The organism is Georgenia sp. Z2081, assembly GCF_055326445.1.
Genome location: NZ_JBUZNK010000009.1, coordinates 22,659 through 40,009, shown reverse-complemented (window position 1 = coordinate 40,009; position 17,351 = coordinate 22,659). Strand labels below are relative to the sequence as shown.

Sequence of the window (17,351 nt, the reverse complement as noted above, 5' to 3'; positions counted from 1 at the left end):
ACGAGGGCCGAGCAGCCGCGGGCTACTCCCGCCCCGGGTGCAGGGCCGGGACCATCCGGGCGGGGTCGTCCGTGATGACCACGCTCGCCCCGAGCGCCCGCACCCGCGCGGCGCGGGTCACCGAGTTGACCGTCCACGCCCATGTCTCCAGGCCGGCCTCCCGCGCGCGGGAGGCGAGCTCCGGACCCAACCAGGTGTGCCGGGGAGCGATGGCGAGAGCGCCGAGAGCACGGGCGGCCGCGACCGGGTCGGGATCTCCCCACGCCTCGGTCGCGGGCCCGAGGAACGGCGAGCCTGCCGCGGTGGACGGACCGTCGGCGAGCACGGCGCGGGGGAGCGCGGGCAGCAGCTCGGCCGCCGCGGCCAGCACCGCCCGGTCGAACGACTCGAGCACGCACCGCGGCCCGCCGGAGCGGCCCGCCAGCACCTGACCGACGGCGGCCACGACCTCGCGCGGCGTGGCGCACGGGAGGGAGCCGTCGGGGGCCGACTTGATCTCGACGAGCACCCACGGGTCGCTCCCGGCATCCCCGGCCGCCACCTCGATCGCGTCGAGCGCGGCGACGAGCGTGGGGACGCCGAGGCGCCCCAGCTCGTCCGCCGTCAGCTCGCGCGTGGCCCGGCGGCCGATCAGCAGGTCGTGCCGGACCACCGGCACCCCGTCCGCCGACAGGTGCGTGTCGAGCTCCACGCCGTCGGCACCGACCTCGACCGCGCGGACGAACGCCGGGAGCGTGTTCTCGCGGCGCTCGGCGGACGCCCCGCGGTGCCCGAGGACCTCGAGGTGGTCGTCCGCCGCCCCGCCCTCCGGTCCTGATCCGGCGCGGGCGTCTATCCTGGGCATGTTCCATCCTCCCCGACGAAGGTGACCGCCATGTTCCGCAACGGCCTCCAGCCGATGCACATCCTCGTGCTCGTCGTGGTGATCCTGCTCGTCTTCGGCGCCTCGCGGCTGCCCGACATCGCCTCGTCGATCGGGAAGTCGCTCAAGGTGTTCAAGAAGGAGGTCCGCGAGCTGCGCGAGGACGACGACGCGCCGTCCGGCCGCGCGGACCAGGACCCCGGCGCCCACGGTGGCACGGGAGACGGTGGCATCGACGACCGTGGTCGGGCACCCGGGGGTGAGGGAGACGGCGGCCGGTCGCCACGCGGGGGAGCACCGGATCCGCGCCCGGCGGGCTCCGATGACGACCGTGCCCCGGACGACCACGCGTCCTCCCGGCCACCGAGCACGCACGCCCCCGGTCGGCAGCAGCCGCCCTCCGGCTCCGCCGGGTAGCCGGTGGCGCGCCGCAGGCGCAACCCCGAGGGACGGATGCCGCTGCGTGCGCACCTCGGTGAGCTGCGCCGTCGTCTCCTCTACGCGCTCGCGGGCGTCCTGCTCGGCGCCGTGGCCGGCTGGTTCCTCTACGACCCGGTCCTCGAGTCCGTGTCCGCGCCGCTCAACGTCGCCCGGGCGGACGGCGCGCTCGCGGGCCTGAACTTCACCACGCTGGGTTCCGCGTTCGACCTGCGCGTCCAGGTCGCCGTCGTCATCGGGCTGTTCCTCACCTCGCCGTGGTGGGTCGGTCAGCTGTGGTTGTTCCTCTCGCCCGCCATGCACCGCGGGGAGCGCCTCACGGCCGCCGCCTTCGCCCTCACCGGCGCGGCGCTGTTCCTCGCCGGCGGTGCGTTCGCGTGGATGCTCGTGCCGCACGTCGTCGAGATCCTCACGTCCTTCGTGCCCGAGCAGGGCACGAGCCTCGTCGACGCCCGGTCCTACCTCGTGTTCGTCCTCCGGGTGCTCGTCGTCTTCGGCGTGGCGTTCCTCGTGCCCGTCGTCATGGTCGGGCTCGGCGCGGCCCGCCTCGTGCGGGCCCGGACCTTCCTGCGGGGCTGGCGCTGGGCGATCATCGGCGCGTTCGTCTTCGCCGCCTTCGCGAACCCGCTGCCCGACGCGTGGTCGATGATCGCCATGGCCATGCCGATCCTCGTGCTGTACTTCGGGGCGATCGGCGTGTGCGCGGTGCTGGAGCGCATCCGTGCCCGCCGCGACCGGTCAGCGGCCACCGCCGCAACCGGCGCCGACGGCCCCACCGGGGCCACAGCCGCACCGACGACCGCCACGGAGGACCCCGCATGACCGCGCGCGTCGGGCTCGTCATCAACCCCTCCGCCGGCGCCGGCAACGGCTCGCGCGTGGCGAGCGAGGTCCGGGCCGTCCTGGCCGACCTCGCGATCACCGACGACCTCACCTCCGCGAACGCCCTGCACGCGCTGGCCCGCGCGCACGCCGCCGCGCGCGAGGGCCGGATCGACGCCCTCGTCGTCGTCGGCGGGGACGGCATGGCCCACCTCGGCCTCAACGCCGTGGCCGGCACCGACGTCCCCCTCGGGCTCGTGTCGGTCGGCTCCGGGAACGACGTCGCCCGGGCGCTCGGCCTGCCCGTCGGCCGCCACGTCGACTCGCTGCGCATCATCCACGCGGCCCTCGACCCGCGCGACCGGTCCGCGGCGCCACGCGCGATGGACGCCGTCCGCGTCGCCCGCCCCGGTGCGCCGCTCGGGCGCCACGCCGCCGGTGACCGCCTCGGCCTCGTCCCGGGCGGCGAGGACGTGCGCTGGTGCGCGTCGTCCCTCGTCGTCGGGTTCGCCGCCCAGGTCAACCTCACGGCCAACCGCTACCGCTGGCCGCGCGGGGGAGCGAAGTACGTGCGGGCGACCGCTGTCGAGACGATGCGCTTCCGCCCCTACGGCGCGCGCGTGGACGTCGACGGCGAGGTCCGCACCGGGCCGACGACGCTGGTCTCGGTGTCCAACACCCCGCTCATCGGTGGCGGCCTCGAGGTCGCCCCCGGCGCGGACCCGGGCGACGGCATGCTCGACGTCGTCCACATCGACGCCGTGGGACGCCCCACGATCGCGACGCTCTTCCCTCGCTTCGCGGGCGGCTCGCACGTGGGGCTGGACCCCGTGCACGTCTCGCGCGGACGGCGGGTCGAGATCCACGACGCCCCCGAGCACGGCCGGTCACTGCCGGTCGCAATGGCCGACGGCGAGGAGGTGGGGGCGGGCCCGCTGGTCGCCGAGGCCGCGCCGGGGGCGTGGCGAGTGTGCACCTCGACGCGAGCGACATAGCCTGATCAGCATGACCTCTCCCGCCGAGCGGTACGCCGCGTCCCGCCGGCGACCGGCCGGCGTCGACCCCGAGCTCGAGCTCGACGAGTTCCGGGCCGGGCTCGCGTTCTCCCTGGACCCGTTCCAGGTCGAGGCGTGCCGCGCCGTCGCCGAGGACCGGGGCGCGCTCGTGGCCGCGCCGACCGGTGCCGGCAAGACCGTCGTGGGGGAGTTCGCCGTCCACCTCGCTCTGCGCCGCGGCAGGAAGGCCTTCTACACGACGCCGATCAAGGCGCTGAGCAACCAGAAGTTCACCGAGCTCCGCGCCCGGTACGGCGAGGGCCGGGTCGGTCTTCTCACGGGGGACACCTCGATCGACGGCGACGCCGACGTCGTCGTCATGACCACCGAGGTCCTGCGCAACATGCTCTACTCGGGCTCGCCGGCGCTCAAGGGGCTCGGCTTCGTCGTCATGGACGAGGTCCACTACCTCGCCGACCGGTTCCGCGGGCCCGTGTGGGAGGAGGTCATCCTCCACCTCGACGAGCGCGTGCGCATCGTCTCGCTGTCCGCGACCGTGTCCAACGCCGAGGAGTTCGGCGACTGGCTCACCGAGGTCCGCGGCGACACGGCCGTCGTCGTCTCCGAGCGGCGCCCGGTCCCGCTGTGGCAGCACCTCATGGTGGGGCGCCGCATCCACGACCTGTACTCCCACGACGTCGACCCCACCGACGTGGGTGCGGACCCGCCCCTGAGCCCCGAGCTCCTCGAGGCCGTCCGACGGGCGTCCCGCCACACGCGCGGCCAGCACGGACGGCCGCAGCGGCGTCACCGCCCCCGGGGCCGGGGCCGGGACCTCGAGAGCCGCCGCGACGACGCCCGGCCGGTCCGGCGCCCGGCGCGGGCCGACGTGGTACGGGCCCTCGACGACCAGGCGCTGCTCCCGGCGATCGTCTTCATCTTCTCGCGCGCCGGCTGCGAGGACGCCGTGCGGCAGACGGTCGGGTCCGGCGTGCGGCTCACCACCGCGCGGGAGGCCGCCGAGATCCGCCGGCACCACGAGGCCGCCACCGCCTCCCTGCCGCCCGCCGACCTCGGTGTCCTCGGCTACGACCGGTGGGCCCACGCCCTCGAGCAGGGCGTCGCCGCGCACCACGCGGGCATGCTGCCGGTGTTCAAGGAGGTCGTCGAGGACCTGTTCGCCGCCGGCCTCGTCAAGGTCGTCTACGCGACCGAGACCCTCGCCCTGGGCATCAACATGCCCGCGCGGTCCGTCGTCGTCGAACGGCTCGACAAGTGGGACGGGTCCGCGCACACGGCCCTCACGCCGGGGGAATACACCCAGCTGACGGGCCGGGCCGGCAGGCGGGGCATCGACGTCGAGGGCCACGCCGTCGTGCTCTACGCCGACGGCGTCGACCCGTCCCACGTGGCCGGCCTCGCCTCGCGCCGCACCTACCCCCTGCGCTCCGCGTTCCGCCCCACCTACAACATGGCCGTCAACCTGCTGCAGCGCCTCGACCTCACCCGCGCCCGGCACGTCCTCGAGCAGTCGTTCGCCCAGTTCCAGGCCGACCGGTCCGCCGTCGGCCTGGCCCGGCAGGTGCGTAAGCACGAGCGCTCCGTCGCGGAGCTCGCCGAGCAGATGCGCTGCCACCTCGGGGACTTCGCCGAGTACCAGGAGCTGCGCGAGCAGCTCTCCGCGGCCGAGGGCGAGGAGTCGAGGTCTCGCGCCGCCGCCCGCCGCCGGGAGACCGAGGCGTCGTTCCGGACGGTGCGCCGGGGCGACGTCGTCGCCTTCGGTCGTGGCCGCCGCACCGAGCACGCCGTCGTCCTCGAGCCGGCCGAGGCGGGCATGGACCGGGTCGGGATCCAGGTCCTGGGCGACGACCGGCGCGCCCGGCGGCTCACCGCGACCGAGGTCCCGCACGGGCTCCGCGTGGTCTCCAAGGTCCCCCTCCCGAAGCGGTTCAACCCGCGTAACCCCACCGAGCGCCGCGACCTGGCCTCCTCGCTCCGCAACGCCCTGGCGCAGGGGACCCGCCCGCGGGCGGACGCCCCGAGCCACGGCGCGGGCGCGCCGGCCGGCGACGCGCCGGCCGGCGACGCGCCGGCCGGTCCGGGCGCGCACGGCGGCGCGACGCCGGCGGGCCCGGGCCCCCACGCCCGGGCCGAGGCTGTGCGGGAGGCCCTGCGCGCCCACCCCTGCCACGGCTGCTCCGACCGCGAGAACCACGCGCGCGTCGCCCGGCGCTGGTCCCGGGCGAAGGTCGAGCTTGCCGACCTGACCGGACGCATCGAGCAGCGCACCGGGTCGGTGGCTCAGGACCTCGTGCGCGTGTGCGACGTCCTCGGCGAGCTCGGCTACCTCGACGACGAGACGGGGACCGAGCAGGGCCGGACGGTCACCGAGGACGGCCGGTGGCTCGCCCGCATCTACGCCGAGCGCGACCTGCTGCTCGCGGAGTGCCTGCGCTCGGGCGACTGGGACGGCCTCGCACCCGCGGAGCTCGCGGCCGCGGCCTCGATGATCGTCTCGTCGAACCGCACCGCGGACCTCGCGGCCGCCGGGGCCGCCCGGCCGCCGGGCCCCCTCGGCGAGGCCGTCCGACGCACCCACCGGCACGCGGCCCGCCTCGCCGACCTCGAGCGCGCGCACGGCCTGCCCCCGACCGAGCCCGTGGACGACGCACTCGTCCGCGCCATCCTCGAGTGGGCGCAGGGCGGCTACCTGATCGACGTCCTCGACCTGGCCGGCATCGGGGCGGGCGACCTCGTGCGCCAGTGCAAGCAGCTGCTCGACGTCCTCGACCAGATCGCGACTGCCGCCCCGAGCCCCGAGCTCGCGCACGCCGCCTGGGAGGCGGTCGGTCTCGTGCGTCGAGGCGTGGTGGCATGGTCGAGCGTCTGAGCGTCTGAGCGTCTGAGCGTCTGAGCGTCTGAGCGTCTGCCGGCGGCCACGCCACCGGGGTTGTCCACAGCCCGTGGAGGACACGCCGAGGGACGACACGCCGGGGAGTCCGCGGCCCACTGACCTGCAACCAAGCCCTTGACCTGCCAATACACCGCCGCCGGTGGCGGAGGGGAGGATGCGGGGTACTCCGCGTCCGGGCTATGTTCTCCCAACGCCTCGCGGCAGGTGGCCGGGCCCCGACCTGGCCGTGACGCCGTAGGTCGCACGGCCCGCGCGCCCAGTAGAAAACGTTGTCGACGCCCCCGGGCGACGGCACGGTCCGAAGGGTGCGCGGGCCTCCCCCGGTGCGGTCGCCGGGGCGGATCGGCGGGCGCCCCCGCTCCTTCGTAGACTTCCCCGGTGCCCGCCACGCTCCCGCGCCCGATCGCCCTGGTCCTCGCCGTCGCCGCCGGGCTCGCGGCCGACCTGGCGTTCGCCCCCCGGACGTGGTGGTGGCTCGCGATCCTCGCCGTCGGGGCGCTCCACCTGGCGCTGCGGGGTCACTCCGCGAGGTTCGCCTACCTCGTGGCCGCCGGCTTCGGACTGGCCTTCATGCTGCGGCACCTCTCGTGGGCGGTCCAGGCTGTCGGCGGCGGGGAGTGGCTGCCGTGGGTGGCGCTGTCGATCCTCGAGGCCCTCATCCTCGCCCTGTACGGGCCGCTGCGCGCCTGGGCCGTGACCGCGCTCGGCGCATCCCGTCGACCGCTGATCGGCGCACTCCTCGCGGCTCTCGCCTGGGTCGGCGTGGAGGTGGTGCGCTCGAACGTCCCGTTCGGCGGACTGCCGTGGGGCGTGCTCGCGCACAGCCAGGTCGACGGGCCGCTCGTCTCCCTCGCCCGGCTCGGCGGGGAGCCGCTCGTCTCCGCGCTCGTCGTGCTCACCGGCGTGCTGCTCGCCGAGGGCGTGTCCGCCACGAGCAGGCTGCGTCCGTTCCGTGGTGTGCGGCTGGTCGCCACCGGGGGCGTCGTCCTGCTCGTGGGCCTGATCCTGCCGCTGCCGACGGGCGCCCAGTCGGGCACGCTCTCGGTCGGTGCCGTCCAGGTCCACGTCCCCGGCGGCGGGCTGACAACCAGCGCGGAGGCTCGCCAGGTCACCGCCGACCATGCGGACCTCACCGAGGAGCTCGTGTCCGGCGAGCCCGATCTGGACCTCGTCCTGTGGGCCGAGTCCGCGGCCGACGTCGACCCGCGCACGGACGAGGACGTCGCGGCGTCCGTCGAGCGGGCCGCGCAGGCGGCCGGCGTGCCGGTCCTCCTCGGTACCCAGCGGTACGTCGACGACGGCGACGGCGGCCGGAACCGTTACAACGAGCTCGTCGTCTGGGAGGCCGGTCAGGGGCCGGTCGGTCAGGCCTACGCGAAGCAGCACCCGGTGCCGTTCGGCGAGTACATGCCCTACCGGAACTTCTTCCGGTTCTTCTCCCCGGCCGTGGACCGCGTGACCACCGACATGCTGCCCGGCGACCGACCGGGCCTCGTCGAGGTCGGTGTCGAGCGGCTCGGTCGGCAGGTCCCCCTCGCGGTGGGGATCTGCTTCGAGGTCGGCTACGAGGCGATCATCGCCGAGGGCGTGGCGCTCGGCGGGGAGATGATCGTCATCCCGACCAACAACGCCACCCACGGCGACACCGCGGTCAGCGCGCACCAGCTGGCCATGACGCGGTTCCGCGCCGTGGAGTTCGGGCGGTCCGCCGTGCAGGTCGGACGCACCGGCGTGTCCGGCGTCGTCGCCCCCGACGGGGAGCTGCTCGAGCGCACCGACCTGTTCGAGGTGACGACGTACACGGGCGAGGACCTCCCGCTGCGCACGGAGATCACGCCCGCCGTGCGTGTGGCGCGTCCCGCAGGACTCGTGGCCGTCCTGGTCACCGCGGGCCTGGGCGTGGCCGGTATCGTCAGGGGCCGCCTCACGGCTCCCGCCCGCTCGCGGTGAGCCGAGGCGCACGCCCCGGCCCCGACCCAGGAGCACCCGTGTCCGCACCCGACGACGCGCACCCGTCCTCGCCCGAGGACGCGCACCCGCGCACGCTCGTCATCATCCCGACCTACAACGAGCTGGAGTCCCTGCCCGTGGCCGTGCGCCGCGCGCGCGAGGCCGCACCGTGGGTCGACGTCCTCGTGGTCGACGACGCGAGCCCGGACGGCACGGGCGACCTCGCCGACGAGCTGGCGGCGGCCGACCCGCAGGTCGACGTCCTGCACCGGGCCGGCAAGGAGGGCCTCGGTCGGGCGTACGTCGACGGGTTCTCGCGCGCCCTTCAGCGCGGCTACGAGCTCGTCGTGGAGATGGACGCCGACGGCTCCCACCGGGCTGTCGACCTGCCGGTCCTCCTCGAGCGCGCGGAGGCGGGCGACGCCCCGGACCTCGTCATCGGCTCGCGCTGGGTCCCGGGCGGCGAGGTCGCGAACTGGCCGCGCAGCCGGGAGCTCATCTCGCGGACCGGCAACACGTACGTCCGGCTCGCGCTGGGGATGTCGGTCGGCGACGCCACCGCGGGGTTCCGGGTCTTCCGCGCCGCGACGCTTCGCGCGCTGGACCTGGACGAGGTGGAGTCGGCCGGCTACTGCTTCCAGGTCGACATAACCTGGCGCGTCCACCGCGCGGGCATGCGCATCGTCGAGGTGCCGATCGTGTTCGTCGAGCGCGAGGAGGGCGTGTCCAAGATGACGGGGGGCATCGTGCGGGAGGCGCTGTGGCGCACCACCGCCTGGGGCGCCCGCCACCGGGCCGGGCAGGTCCGCGGACTCCTGGGCACGTTGCGCCGCCGCTGAGGATCCGGCGGGCGTCGCCCAGGTCACACACGAAAGCGACCGACGAGGGAACATCGGACGACCGTCCGGTGTTCACGAGATCAGCAGGAGGTGGCTCCGCAGCCCCACGACCCGCGTCGTGGCGCGGCCGAGACCCACCGCCGCGGCGGACAACAGCCGCGGCCCCCGACAGGTGAGGAGAGAGACCATGGCGGACCGAGCACTGCGTGGCATGAAGATCGGTGCGTACTCGATGGAGTCCGAGGACGGTGTGGACTTCGCCGAGCGCCAGCGCGTGACCTACGACTGCGTGGACGGCCATACCTACACCGTCCCGTTCTCCATGGAGGCCGAGATCCCGGCCCTGTGGGACTGCCCGACCTGCGGCAAGGAGTCCCTGCGCCGGGACACCGAACGGCCGGAGCCCGTCAAGCCCGCCCGCAAGGTCCGCACCCACTGGGACATGCTCCTCGAGCGCCGCTCGGTCGAGGAGCTCGAGGTCCTGCTCGAGGAGCGGCTCGCGCTCCTGCGCAGCGGTCAGCTGCGCCGCCGCAGCGCCTGACCGAGCGGGAGACGACCCGGATCGCGGCCCCGGGCACCCACGCGGTGCCCGGGGCCGCGCGCTGTCGGTGGGGGTCGATACCGTGCCTCCCGCACGCCCGAGCACCACCACGTCTGATCCACCGCGCATGACCACCGCGTGTGAGCACCACCCCGCCCGAGCACGACCGTTGCGGAGCACGTCGAGAATCCACTGGCGCCCACCGGGGCACGGGCGTCTAAGGTAGGCCGGCTCGTGACGGCGGCCCGGCGCGGGACCCCGGCCCCGCGCATGAGGTCCCGACCGCGAGCCCGGCACTCGTTCCTGTCTCTCGAACCCCGATCCACCGCCGACCGACCGAAAGCAGTCCTCATGCTCTGGAAGCTCGTCCGGACCTACGGTCGCCCGTACCTCGGCCTCGTGGTCGCCGTCCTCGTGCTGCAGCTGGCCGCCACGATCGCCACTCTCTACCTGCCCAGCCTCAACGCCGACATCATCGACCACGGGATCGCCACCGGGGACACCGCCTACATCTGGCGCGTGGGCGCCCTCATGCTCGGCGTCGCTCTCGTCCAGCTCGTCACCGCCGTGGCGGCCGTCTGGTTCGGCGCCCGCATGTCGATGGCGCTCGGCCGCGACCTGCGACGCGCGGTCTACACGCGCGTCGACGCCTTCTCCGCCGAGGAGATGGGCCGGTTCGGTGCACCGACCCTCATCACCCGGGGCACGAACGACGTCCAGCAGGTCCAGATGGTCGTGCTCATGGCGCTCAACTTCATGGTGATGGTGCCCATCATGTCGATCGGCGGCATCGTCATGGCCATCCAGGAGGACCCCGGCCTGTCCTGGCTCGTGTGGGTCTCGGTCCCCGTCCTGCTCGTGGTCGTCGGGGTCCTCGTGGTGAGGCTGATGCCGCTGTTCGAGCGCATGCAGTCCAACATCGACGACGTCAACGGCGTCATGCGTGAGCAGATCATGGGGATCCGGGTCGTGCGCGCCTTCGTCCGCGAGCGGCACGAGACCGAGCGGTTCACCGGCGCCAACGCGACCCTCACCCGCACCTCGGTGCACATCGGCCGGCTGTTCGTCCTCATGGGGCCGGTCATCACCCTCGTCCTGCACCTGGCCACGGCGGCCGTGCTGTGGTTCGGCGGCATCCGGGTCGACGAGGGCCTCGTCCAGGTCGGCGCCCTGACGGCGTTCATGCAGTACCTCCTGCAGATCCTCATGGCCGTGATGATGGGCACCTTCATGTTCATGATGTTCCCGCGCGCCATCATCTGCGCGCGGCGCATCGGCGAGGTGCTCGAGGCCCGAGGCTCCGTCACCGAGCCAGAGGCACCCCTCGAGCCGAGCGACCCGGACGGCACCGTCGAGCTGCGCGGCGTGACCTTCGCCTACCCCGGCGCCGACGCCCCGGTCGTCGACGACGTCACCTTCACCGCGCGCGCCGGCACCACGACGGCGATCATCGGCTCGACCGGGTCGGGGAAGTCCACGCTCATCAATCTCGTGCCCCGCCTCTACGACGCGACGGCGGGGGAGATCCTCGTCGACGGCCTACCCGTGGACCGGCTCTCCCGCTCCTCGCTCACGCGGGCCGTGGGGCTCGTGCCGCAGAAGCCGTACCTGTTCTCCGGCACGGTCGCCGACAACCTCCGGTTCGGGAACCCGGACGCCACCGACGAACAGCTGTGGGCGGCGCTCGACACCGCCCAGGCCACCGAGTTCGTCCGTGACCGGACCACGGGCGAGGGCGACGATGCCCGCACCGGCCTGGAGTCCAACGTCTCGCAGGGCGGGACGAACGTCTCCGGCGGTCAGCGGCAGCGCCTGTGCATCGCCCGTGCCCTCGTGGCACGCCCCCGGGTCTACCTGTTCGACGACTCGTTCTCCGCCCTCGACGTGACGACGGATGCCCGGCTGCGGTCGGCCCTGCGCCGGTACACGGACGGGGCGACGACGATCGTCGTCGCGCAGCGCGTGTCGACCATCACGGGTGCCGACCTCATCCTCGTCATGGAGGAGGGCCGCATCGTCGCCCGCGGTACCCACGACGAGCTCCTCGAGAGCTCCGAGACCTACCGGGAGATCGTGGCCTCGCAGATCAGTGCGGAGGAGCTGGTATGAGCACGGAGCACGAGCTCTCCGAGCAGGAGATCGCCGAGCTGCAGGACAGCGTCGGTGCGGGTGAGTGGGGCGAGGGCTCCGCGCCCCGGAAGGCCAAGCGCTTCTGGCCCTCGCTGGGCCGGCTGTTCGCCACGCTCGCCGACCACAAGCTCGGCGTGGCCGCCGTCTTCCTGGCCGGCGCGATCTCGACCGTGCTCACCGTCTGGGCGCCGACGATCCTCGGCGACGCCATGGACGTCATCTTCGACGGGGTCCTGTCCGGCACCGGTGTCGACTTCACCGAGCTCGGCCGCCTCCTGCTGGTCGTGCTCGGCATGTACGCGGCCGCGGCCCTGTTCGACTGGCTCCAGGGATTCGTCCTCAACGAGATCGTCATGCGGGTCGTCTACCGGCTCCGCGAGGCGATCGAGACCAAGGTCAACCGCCTGCCGCTGAGCTACTTCGACACCCGGCAGCGCGGGGACCTGCTCTCCCGCACGACGAACGACGTCGACAACGTCCAGGCCGCCATGCAGCAGGCCTTCGCGTCGCTCTTCTACGCGCTCATGACGATCATCGGCATCACCATCATGATGTTCGTGCTGTCGTGGCAGCTCGCGCTCATCGCGCTCACCGCCCTGCCGATCGCCGGGATCGTCGTCGGCGTGGTGGGGTCGCGGTCGCAGCAGCTCTTCACCGCGCAGTGGCGCCACACGGGGCGCGTCAACGGCCACATCGAGGAGTCGTTCACGGGGCACGACCTGGTGACGGTGTTCGGGCGCCAGGACAGCATGCGCGAACGGTTCGACGAGCGGAACGAGGAGCTCTTCGAGGCGTCGTTCAAGGCGCAGTTCTACTCCGGCGTCATCATGCCCGTCATGCAGTGGGTGACGTACCTGGGGTACGTCGGCATCGCCGTCGTCGGTGGCCTGCGGGTGGCGAACGGCCAGATGTCGCTCGGCCAGGTCACCGCCTTCATCCAGTACTCGCGCGAGTTCAACGCGCCGCTGGGCGAGATGGCCGGCATGGCGAACATGCTCATCTCCGGCGTCGCGTCGGCCGAACGGATCTTCGAGCTGCTCGACGCCGACGAGCAGGAGCCCGACCTCGCCGAGTCCGCCGGGCGCGGCACGCTCGACCCGGCCGGCCCGCAGCCCGGGCGCCTCGCGCAGCCGGTACGGGGCATGGTCGAGTTCGACCGCGTCGCCTTCTCCTACACCCCCGACCAGCCGCTCATCACTGACCTCTCGCTCACGGCGCTGCCCGGGCGGACGGTGGCGATCGTCGGGCCGACCGGGGCCGGCAAGACCACGCTGGTCAACCTCGTCATGCGCTTCTACGACATCGACGCCGGCCAGATCCGGCTCGACGGCGTCGACACGGCGACCCTCGAGCGGAGCGTGCTGCGCAGCCAGGTCGGCATGGTGCTCCAGGACGCCGTGCTCTTCGGCGGGACGATCATGGAGAACATCCGGTACGGCCGTCTCGACGCGACCGACGACGAGGTGCGGGCGGCCGCGACGGCGACCTACGTCGACCGCTTCGTCCACACCCTGCCGGACGGCTACGACACCGCGATCGAGGACGAGGGCGCCAACATCTCCGCCGGGGAGCGGCAGCTCATCACCATCGCCCGGGCGTTCCTCGCCGACCCGCCGATCCTCATCCTCGACGAGGCGACCTCGTCGGTCGACACGAGGACCGAGGTGCTCGTGCAGCAGGCCATGGGCGCGCTGCGCACGGACCGGACCTCGTTCGTCATCGCGCACCGGCTGTCGACGATCCGCGACGCCGACACGATCCTCGTCATGGAGCACGGCGACATCGTCGAGCAGGGCGACCACGAGGAGCTGCTCGAGGCGGGCGGTGCCTACCACCGCCTCTACCGCTCGCAGTTCTCCCAGGGGGTCGACCCCGACGCCGACGAGGCGGTGGTCGAGGGCGCGGCACCGGTCGGTGGCGCGGGTGCGCCGGCCGGCCCCGTCCCCGGTGACGGCCCCGCCGACGCAGTGCCGCCGTCGGACTGAGACCGGGGCGCCCCGGGCCCCGCCGGGACGTCCGACCCCGCGTGTAACGTGTGCCGGCGCACCCGGGCGCGCTCCGAACGACCACGCCCGCTCCACCTCGGCACCGACGAAGAAGGACCCCATGGCCAGCACGCCGGCACCTCGTCCGGGCGGACACCCCGCCGACAGCCACGACCTCGTCCGGGTGCGCGGCGCACGCGTCAACAACCTCAAGGACGTCTCGCTCGACATCCCCAAACGGCGGCTCACCGTGTTCACCGGGGTCTCGGGCTCCGGCAAGAGCTCGCTCGTGTTCGACACGATCGCCGCCGAGTCGCAGCGGATGATCAACGAGACCTACTCCGCGTTCGTCCAGGGCTTCATGCCCCGGCTCGACCGGCCCGAGGTCGACACGCTCGACGGCCTGACCACCGCGATCATCGTCGGCCAGGAGCGCCTCGCCGCCAGCATCCGCTCCACGCTCGGCACGGTCAGCGACGTCAACGCCGTGCTGCGCATCCTGTTCAGCCGGTTCGGCACTCCGCACATCGGCTCGCCCCAGGCCTACTCCTTCAACGTGCCCTCCGCCACCGGCACCGGCGCCCTCACCGTGGACAAGGGAGATCGTACGCGGGCCGAGAAGGCGACCTTCACCATCGTCGGCGGCATGTGCCCCCGCTGCGAGGGGACCGGGTCCGTCTCGGACATCGACCTCACCGCGGTGATCGACGAGGACCTGTCGTTCACCGACGGTGCCGTCCTCGTCCCCGGCTACAAGGCCGACGGCTGGTACGCGAAGCTGTTCGGCGCGGTCATCCCGCTGGACGTGCCGATCAAGGACCTGTCGAAGAACCAGCGTCACGACCTGCTCTACGCCGAGCCGCGCAAGATCAGGGCCGAGGGCATGAACATCACGTACGAGGGGCTGATCCCCCGGATCGAGAAGTCGATGCTCAGCAAGGACCGCGACTCGCTGCAGCCGCACCTGCGCCGCTTCGTCGACCGGGCCGTCACGTTCGGCACCTGCCCCGAGTGCGCCGGCACCCGCCTGGCCGAGGGCGCCCGCACCTCGACGATCGACGGCGTCTCGATCGCCGACGCCTGCGCGATGCAGATCTCCGACCTCCTGGTGTGGACCCGCGGCCTCGAGCTGACCGGCGCCGGACCCCTGCTCGAGAACCTGGCGGACACGCTCGCCGCGTTCGTCGAGATCGGGCTCGGCTACCTCTCGCTCGACCGGCCCTCCGGGACGCTGTCCGGCGGCGAGGCGCAGCGCACGAAGATGATCCGGCACCTGGGCTCGGCCCTCACCGACGTCACCTACGTCTTCGACGAGCCGACGATCGGGCTGCACCCCCACGACATCCGGCAGATGAACGACCTGCTCGGGCGCCTGCGGGACAAGGGCAACACCGTCCTCGTCGTCGAGCACAAGCCGGAGACCGTCGCGGTGGCCGACCACGTCGTCGACATCGGCCCGCGGGCCGGCTCCGCCGGGGGAGAGGTCGTCTTCGAGGGCACGGTCGCGGAGCTCCGGGCGTCGGGCACCCTGACCGGTCGGCACCTCGACGACCGCGCACGCCTGAAGGACCCGGTCCGCAAGTCGAAGGGCAGCATGGAGATCCGCGGGGCGGACAGCCACAACCTGCGGTCGGTCGACGTCGACGTGCCGCTCGGCGTGCTCGTCGCCGTCACCGGCGTGGCCGGCTCGGGCAAGAGCTCGCTCGTCCACGGCTCGCTCGCCGGTCGCGAGGGTGTGGTCGTGGTGGACCAGAGCCCGATCAAGGGTTCGCGACGCTCCAACCCCGCCACCTTCACCGGCGCGCTCGAGCCCCTGCGCAAGGCCTTCGCCAAGGCCAACGGCGTCAAGCCCGCGCTGTTCAGCGCGAACTCCGAGGGCGCCTGCCCGGCCTGCAACGGCGCGGGCCTCATCTTCACGGAGCTGGGCTTCATGGACACCGTCTCGACCACCTGCGAGGAGTGCGGCGGCCGCCGCTACCGCCCGGAGGTCCTCGAGCTCACCCTCGGCGGCCACTCGATCGCCGACGTCCTGGAGATGCCGGTGGTGGCCGCCCTCGAGCTGCTCTCCGCCGGCGAGGCGAAGGTCCCGGCCGCGGCGAAGATCCTCGACCGGCTCGTCGGCGTCGGGCTCGGCTACCTCACCCTCGGACAGCCACTGACCACGCTCTCGGGCGGGGAGCGGCAGCGCCTCAAGCTGGCGGTCCGGATGGGGGAGCCGGCCGACGTCTACATCCTCGACGAGCCCACCACCGGGCTGCACCTGGCGGACGTCGAGCAGATGCTCGCGCTGCTCGACTCGCTCGTGGAGTCCGGACGGTCGGTCGTCGTCATCGAGCACCACCAGGCCGTGATGGCGCACGCCGACTGGATCATCGACCTCGGCCCCGGGGCCGGGCACGACGGTGGCCGAGTGGTCTTCGAGGGCACGCCGGCCGAGCTCGTGGCCGCGCGGTCCACCCTCACGGGCGAGCACCTTGCGGAGTACGTGGGCGCCTGAGCGCGGCGGGGCCGAGGCAAGGGGACGTGACGAGGCACGGAGGCGGACCCAGGCAGGCGCGCGGGAGCCCAGGACACGCGCATACCGCGGAATATTGACGACCGTCACGAGGACGCCGTACGCTGCCGGGGTCGTTGCAGTGCCGCACACGAACCTCCGGAGGTCCATCATGGATCGGTCCCCCCGACCCGCCCGCCGCACCGTCGTCCTCGGAGCAGGACTGACGTCCATGGCTCTGCTCGCCGCCTGCGGAGGCGGCAGCCTCGGCGGCGGCGACGACGACGAGGCAGGGGAGGACGGGGCCACCTCGATCACCGTCGGACTGTCCTACCCGCAGTCCGGCGTCTACGCGCCGCTCGGCGAGGACATCAACCAGGGTTTCCAGCTCTACCTCGACCAGAACGACGGTCAGCTCGGTGGGCTCGACGTCGAGCTCGTCACCGCGGACGAGGGGGAGGGGCCGCAGACCGGTGTGCCCGCCACCGAGCGGCTCGTCACGCAGGACGGGGCCGACGTGGTCGTGGGCATCGTCAGCTCCGCGGTCGCGCTCGGCCTCCAGGACGCGTTCATCCAGGCCGAGGTGCCGCTCATCCTCGCGAACGCCGGGGCGAACGACATCACCGCCGAGGGCTCCGACTACATCTGGCGCAGCTCCTACCGCAACGGCGACGTCAGCGGCGCCATCGGCGAGCACGTCGTCGAGGCCGTCGGGGACGGCTCCGTCTACCTCATCGCGGCGGACTACGCAGCCGGCCAGGAGCACGTCGCGGGCTTCCGGGAGGCCTTCGAGGCCGCCGGGGGCACCGTCGCGGGCGAGACCTACACGCCGTTCGGGACCACGAGCGACTTCCAGCCCTACCTCAGCGAGATCCAGGCGTCGGACGCATCGGCGGTGTTCGCCTTCTACGCGGGGGCCGAGGCCGCGAGCTTCGTCCAGCAGTACGACCAGTTCGGTCTCTCGGAGGACATCCAGCTCTACGGCAACGGCTTCATCGTCGAGGGCGACCTGCTCGAGGCGCAGGGCGAGTCCGCACTGGGGATCCAGACCTCGCTGCCGTACAGCGCCATGATCGACACCGAGCGGAACACCGAGTTCGTCGAGGCCTACGAGGAGGCGTACGGCGAGTACCCCACCATCTACGCCGTCTCCGCCTACGACGCCGCAGCGGCGGTCGACGCCGCCGCGGAGGCAGCCGAGAGCATCGACGGGCCCGGCATCGCCGCCGCGCTCGGTGAGATCGGCGAGATCGACAGCCCGCGCGGCCCGTGGAGCTTCGACGAGAACCACGACCCGCTGACCCCGTACTACATCCGTGAGGTCCAGGAGGTCGACGGCGAGCTGCGCAACGTGATCATCGCCGAGCTCGAGGGCTGAGGA

At 73.2% G+C, this 17,351-nt stretch carries 12 protein-coding genes; 11 read left to right on the top strand and 1 reads right to left on the bottom strand.

What is annotated here, in order from left to right:
- Positions 1 to 22: 22 nt before the first annotated feature.
- The gene (locus ACZLKG_RS12300) at positions 23 to 844 is read right to left on the bottom strand and encodes a glycerophosphodiester phosphodiesterase (RefSeq protein ID WP_463648894.1); all 822 of its coding nucleotides are present in this window, start codon (positions 842 to 844) and stop codon (positions 23 to 25) included.
- A gap of 30 nt (positions 845 to 874) precedes the next feature.
- Here ACZLKG_RS12300 and tatA point away from each other — a divergent pair, with 30 nt between their 5' ends.
- The 11 genes from tatA (at position 875) to ACZLKG_RS12245 (ending at position 17,348) form a co-directional block, all read left to right on the top strand.
- Positions 875 to 1,279, top strand: a complete 405-nt coding sequence (tatA, locus tag ACZLKG_RS12295) for a twin-arginine translocase TatA/TatE family subunit (RefSeq protein ID WP_425709454.1) — start codon at positions 875 to 877, stop codon at positions 1,277 to 1,279.
- A gap of 36 nt (positions 1,280 to 1,315) precedes the next feature.
- Positions 1,316 to 2,122 carry a twin-arginine translocase subunit TatC gene (tatC, locus tag ACZLKG_RS12290; protein WP_425709453.1) on the top strand — a complete coding sequence of 269 codons (807 nt, stop codon included), beginning with the start codon at positions 1,316 to 1,318 and terminating at the stop codon, positions 2,120 to 2,122.
- On the top strand, positions 2,119 to 3,117 hold the full coding sequence (locus tag ACZLKG_RS12285) for a diacylglycerol/lipid kinase family protein (RefSeq protein WP_425709452.1): 999 nt from the start codon (positions 2,119 to 2,121) through the stop codon (positions 3,115 to 3,117). Before tatC ends, ACZLKG_RS12285 begins: the two co-directional genes overlap by 4 nt.
- Before the next feature lie 10 nt (positions 3,118 to 3,127).
- Positions 3,128 to 6,007 (top strand): DEAD/DEAH box helicase, encoded by a 2,880-nt coding sequence (locus tag ACZLKG_RS12280; RefSeq protein ID WP_463648893.1) that lies wholly within the window; start codon positions 3,128 to 3,130, stop codon positions 6,005 to 6,007.
- Positions 6,008 to 6,409: 402 nt separating this feature from the next.
- Positions 6,410 to 7,981 (top strand): apolipoprotein N-acyltransferase, encoded by a 1,572-nt coding sequence (gene lnt, locus ACZLKG_RS12275; protein WP_425709450.1) that lies wholly within the window; start codon positions 6,410 to 6,412, stop codon positions 7,979 to 7,981.
- A 38-nt stretch (positions 7,982 to 8,019) separates the two neighbouring features.
- Positions 8,020 to 8,820 carry a polyprenol monophosphomannose synthase gene (locus ACZLKG_RS12270; protein ID WP_463648892.1) on the top strand — a complete coding sequence of 267 codons (801 nt, stop codon included), beginning with the start codon at positions 8,020 to 8,022 and terminating at the stop codon, positions 8,818 to 8,820.
- Between the two features lie 187 nt (positions 8,821 to 9,007).
- Entirely contained in the window at positions 9,008 to 9,361 is a 354-nt protein-coding gene (locus tag ACZLKG_RS12265) for an RNA polymerase-binding protein RbpA (RefSeq protein WP_425709448.1), read from the top strand.
- 351 nt (positions 9,362 to 9,712) lie between these two features.
- On the top strand, positions 9,713 to 11,470 hold the full coding sequence (locus ACZLKG_RS12260) for an ABC transporter ATP-binding protein (protein WP_425709447.1): 1,758 nt from the start codon (positions 9,713 to 9,715) through the stop codon (positions 11,468 to 11,470).
- Complete coding sequence (locus ACZLKG_RS12255) at positions 11,467 to 13,476, top strand: ABC transporter ATP-binding protein (RefSeq protein ID WP_425709446.1); 2,010 nt, start codon at positions 11,467 to 11,469, stop codon at positions 13,474 to 13,476. The genes ACZLKG_RS12260 and ACZLKG_RS12255 overlap by 4 nt, the downstream gene beginning before the upstream one ends.
- A gap of 121 nt (positions 13,477 to 13,597) precedes the next feature.
- Complete coding sequence (locus tag ACZLKG_RS12250) at positions 13,598 to 15,973, top strand: ATP-binding cassette domain-containing protein (RefSeq protein WP_425709445.1); 2,376 nt, start codon at positions 13,598 to 13,600, stop codon at positions 15,971 to 15,973.
- Between the two features lie 169 nt (positions 15,974 to 16,142).
- Positions 16,143 to 17,348 carry an ABC transporter substrate-binding protein gene (locus tag ACZLKG_RS12245; RefSeq protein WP_425709444.1) on the top strand — a complete coding sequence of 402 codons (1,206 nt, stop codon included), beginning with the start codon at positions 16,143 to 16,145 and terminating at the stop codon, positions 17,346 to 17,348.
- Positions 17,349 to 17,351: the final 3 nt, after the last annotated feature.

Bases quoted from the DNA above. Each gene is read 5' to 3' on its own strand.
- ACZLKG_RS12300 (WP_463648894.1), bottom strand. From the start codon at position 844: ATGCCCAGGATAGACGCCCGCGCCGGATCAGGACCGGAGGGCGGGGCG.
- tatA (WP_425709454.1), top strand. From the start codon at position 875: ATGTTCCGCAACGGCCTCCAGCCGATGCACATCCTCGTGCTCGTCGTG.
- tatC (WP_425709453.1), top strand. From the start codon at position 1,316: ATGCCGCTGCGTGCGCACCTCGGTGAGCTGCGCCGTCGTCTCCTCTAC.
- ACZLKG_RS12285 (WP_425709452.1), top strand. From the start codon at position 2,119: ATGACCGCGCGCGTCGGGCTCGTCATCAACCCCTCCGCCGGCGCCGGC.
- ACZLKG_RS12280 (WP_463648893.1), top strand. From the start codon at position 3,128: ATGACCTCTCCCGCCGAGCGGTACGCCGCGTCCCGCCGGCGACCGGCC.
- ACZLKG_RS12265 (WP_425709448.1), top strand. From the start codon at position 9,008: ATGGCGGACCGAGCACTGCGTGGCATGAAGATCGGTGCGTACTCGATG.
- ACZLKG_RS12260 (WP_425709447.1), top strand. From the start codon at position 9,713: ATGCTCTGGAAGCTCGTCCGGACCTACGGTCGCCCGTACCTCGGCCTC.
- ACZLKG_RS12255 (WP_425709446.1), top strand. From the start codon at position 11,467: ATGAGCACGGAGCACGAGCTCTCCGAGCAGGAGATCGCCGAGCTGCAG.
- ACZLKG_RS12250 (WP_425709445.1), top strand. From the start codon at position 13,598: ATGGCCAGCACGCCGGCACCTCGTCCGGGCGGACACCCCGCCGACAGC.
- ACZLKG_RS12245 (WP_425709444.1), top strand. From the start codon at position 16,143: ATGGATCGGTCCCCCCGACCCGCCCGCCGCACCGTCGTCCTCGGAGCA.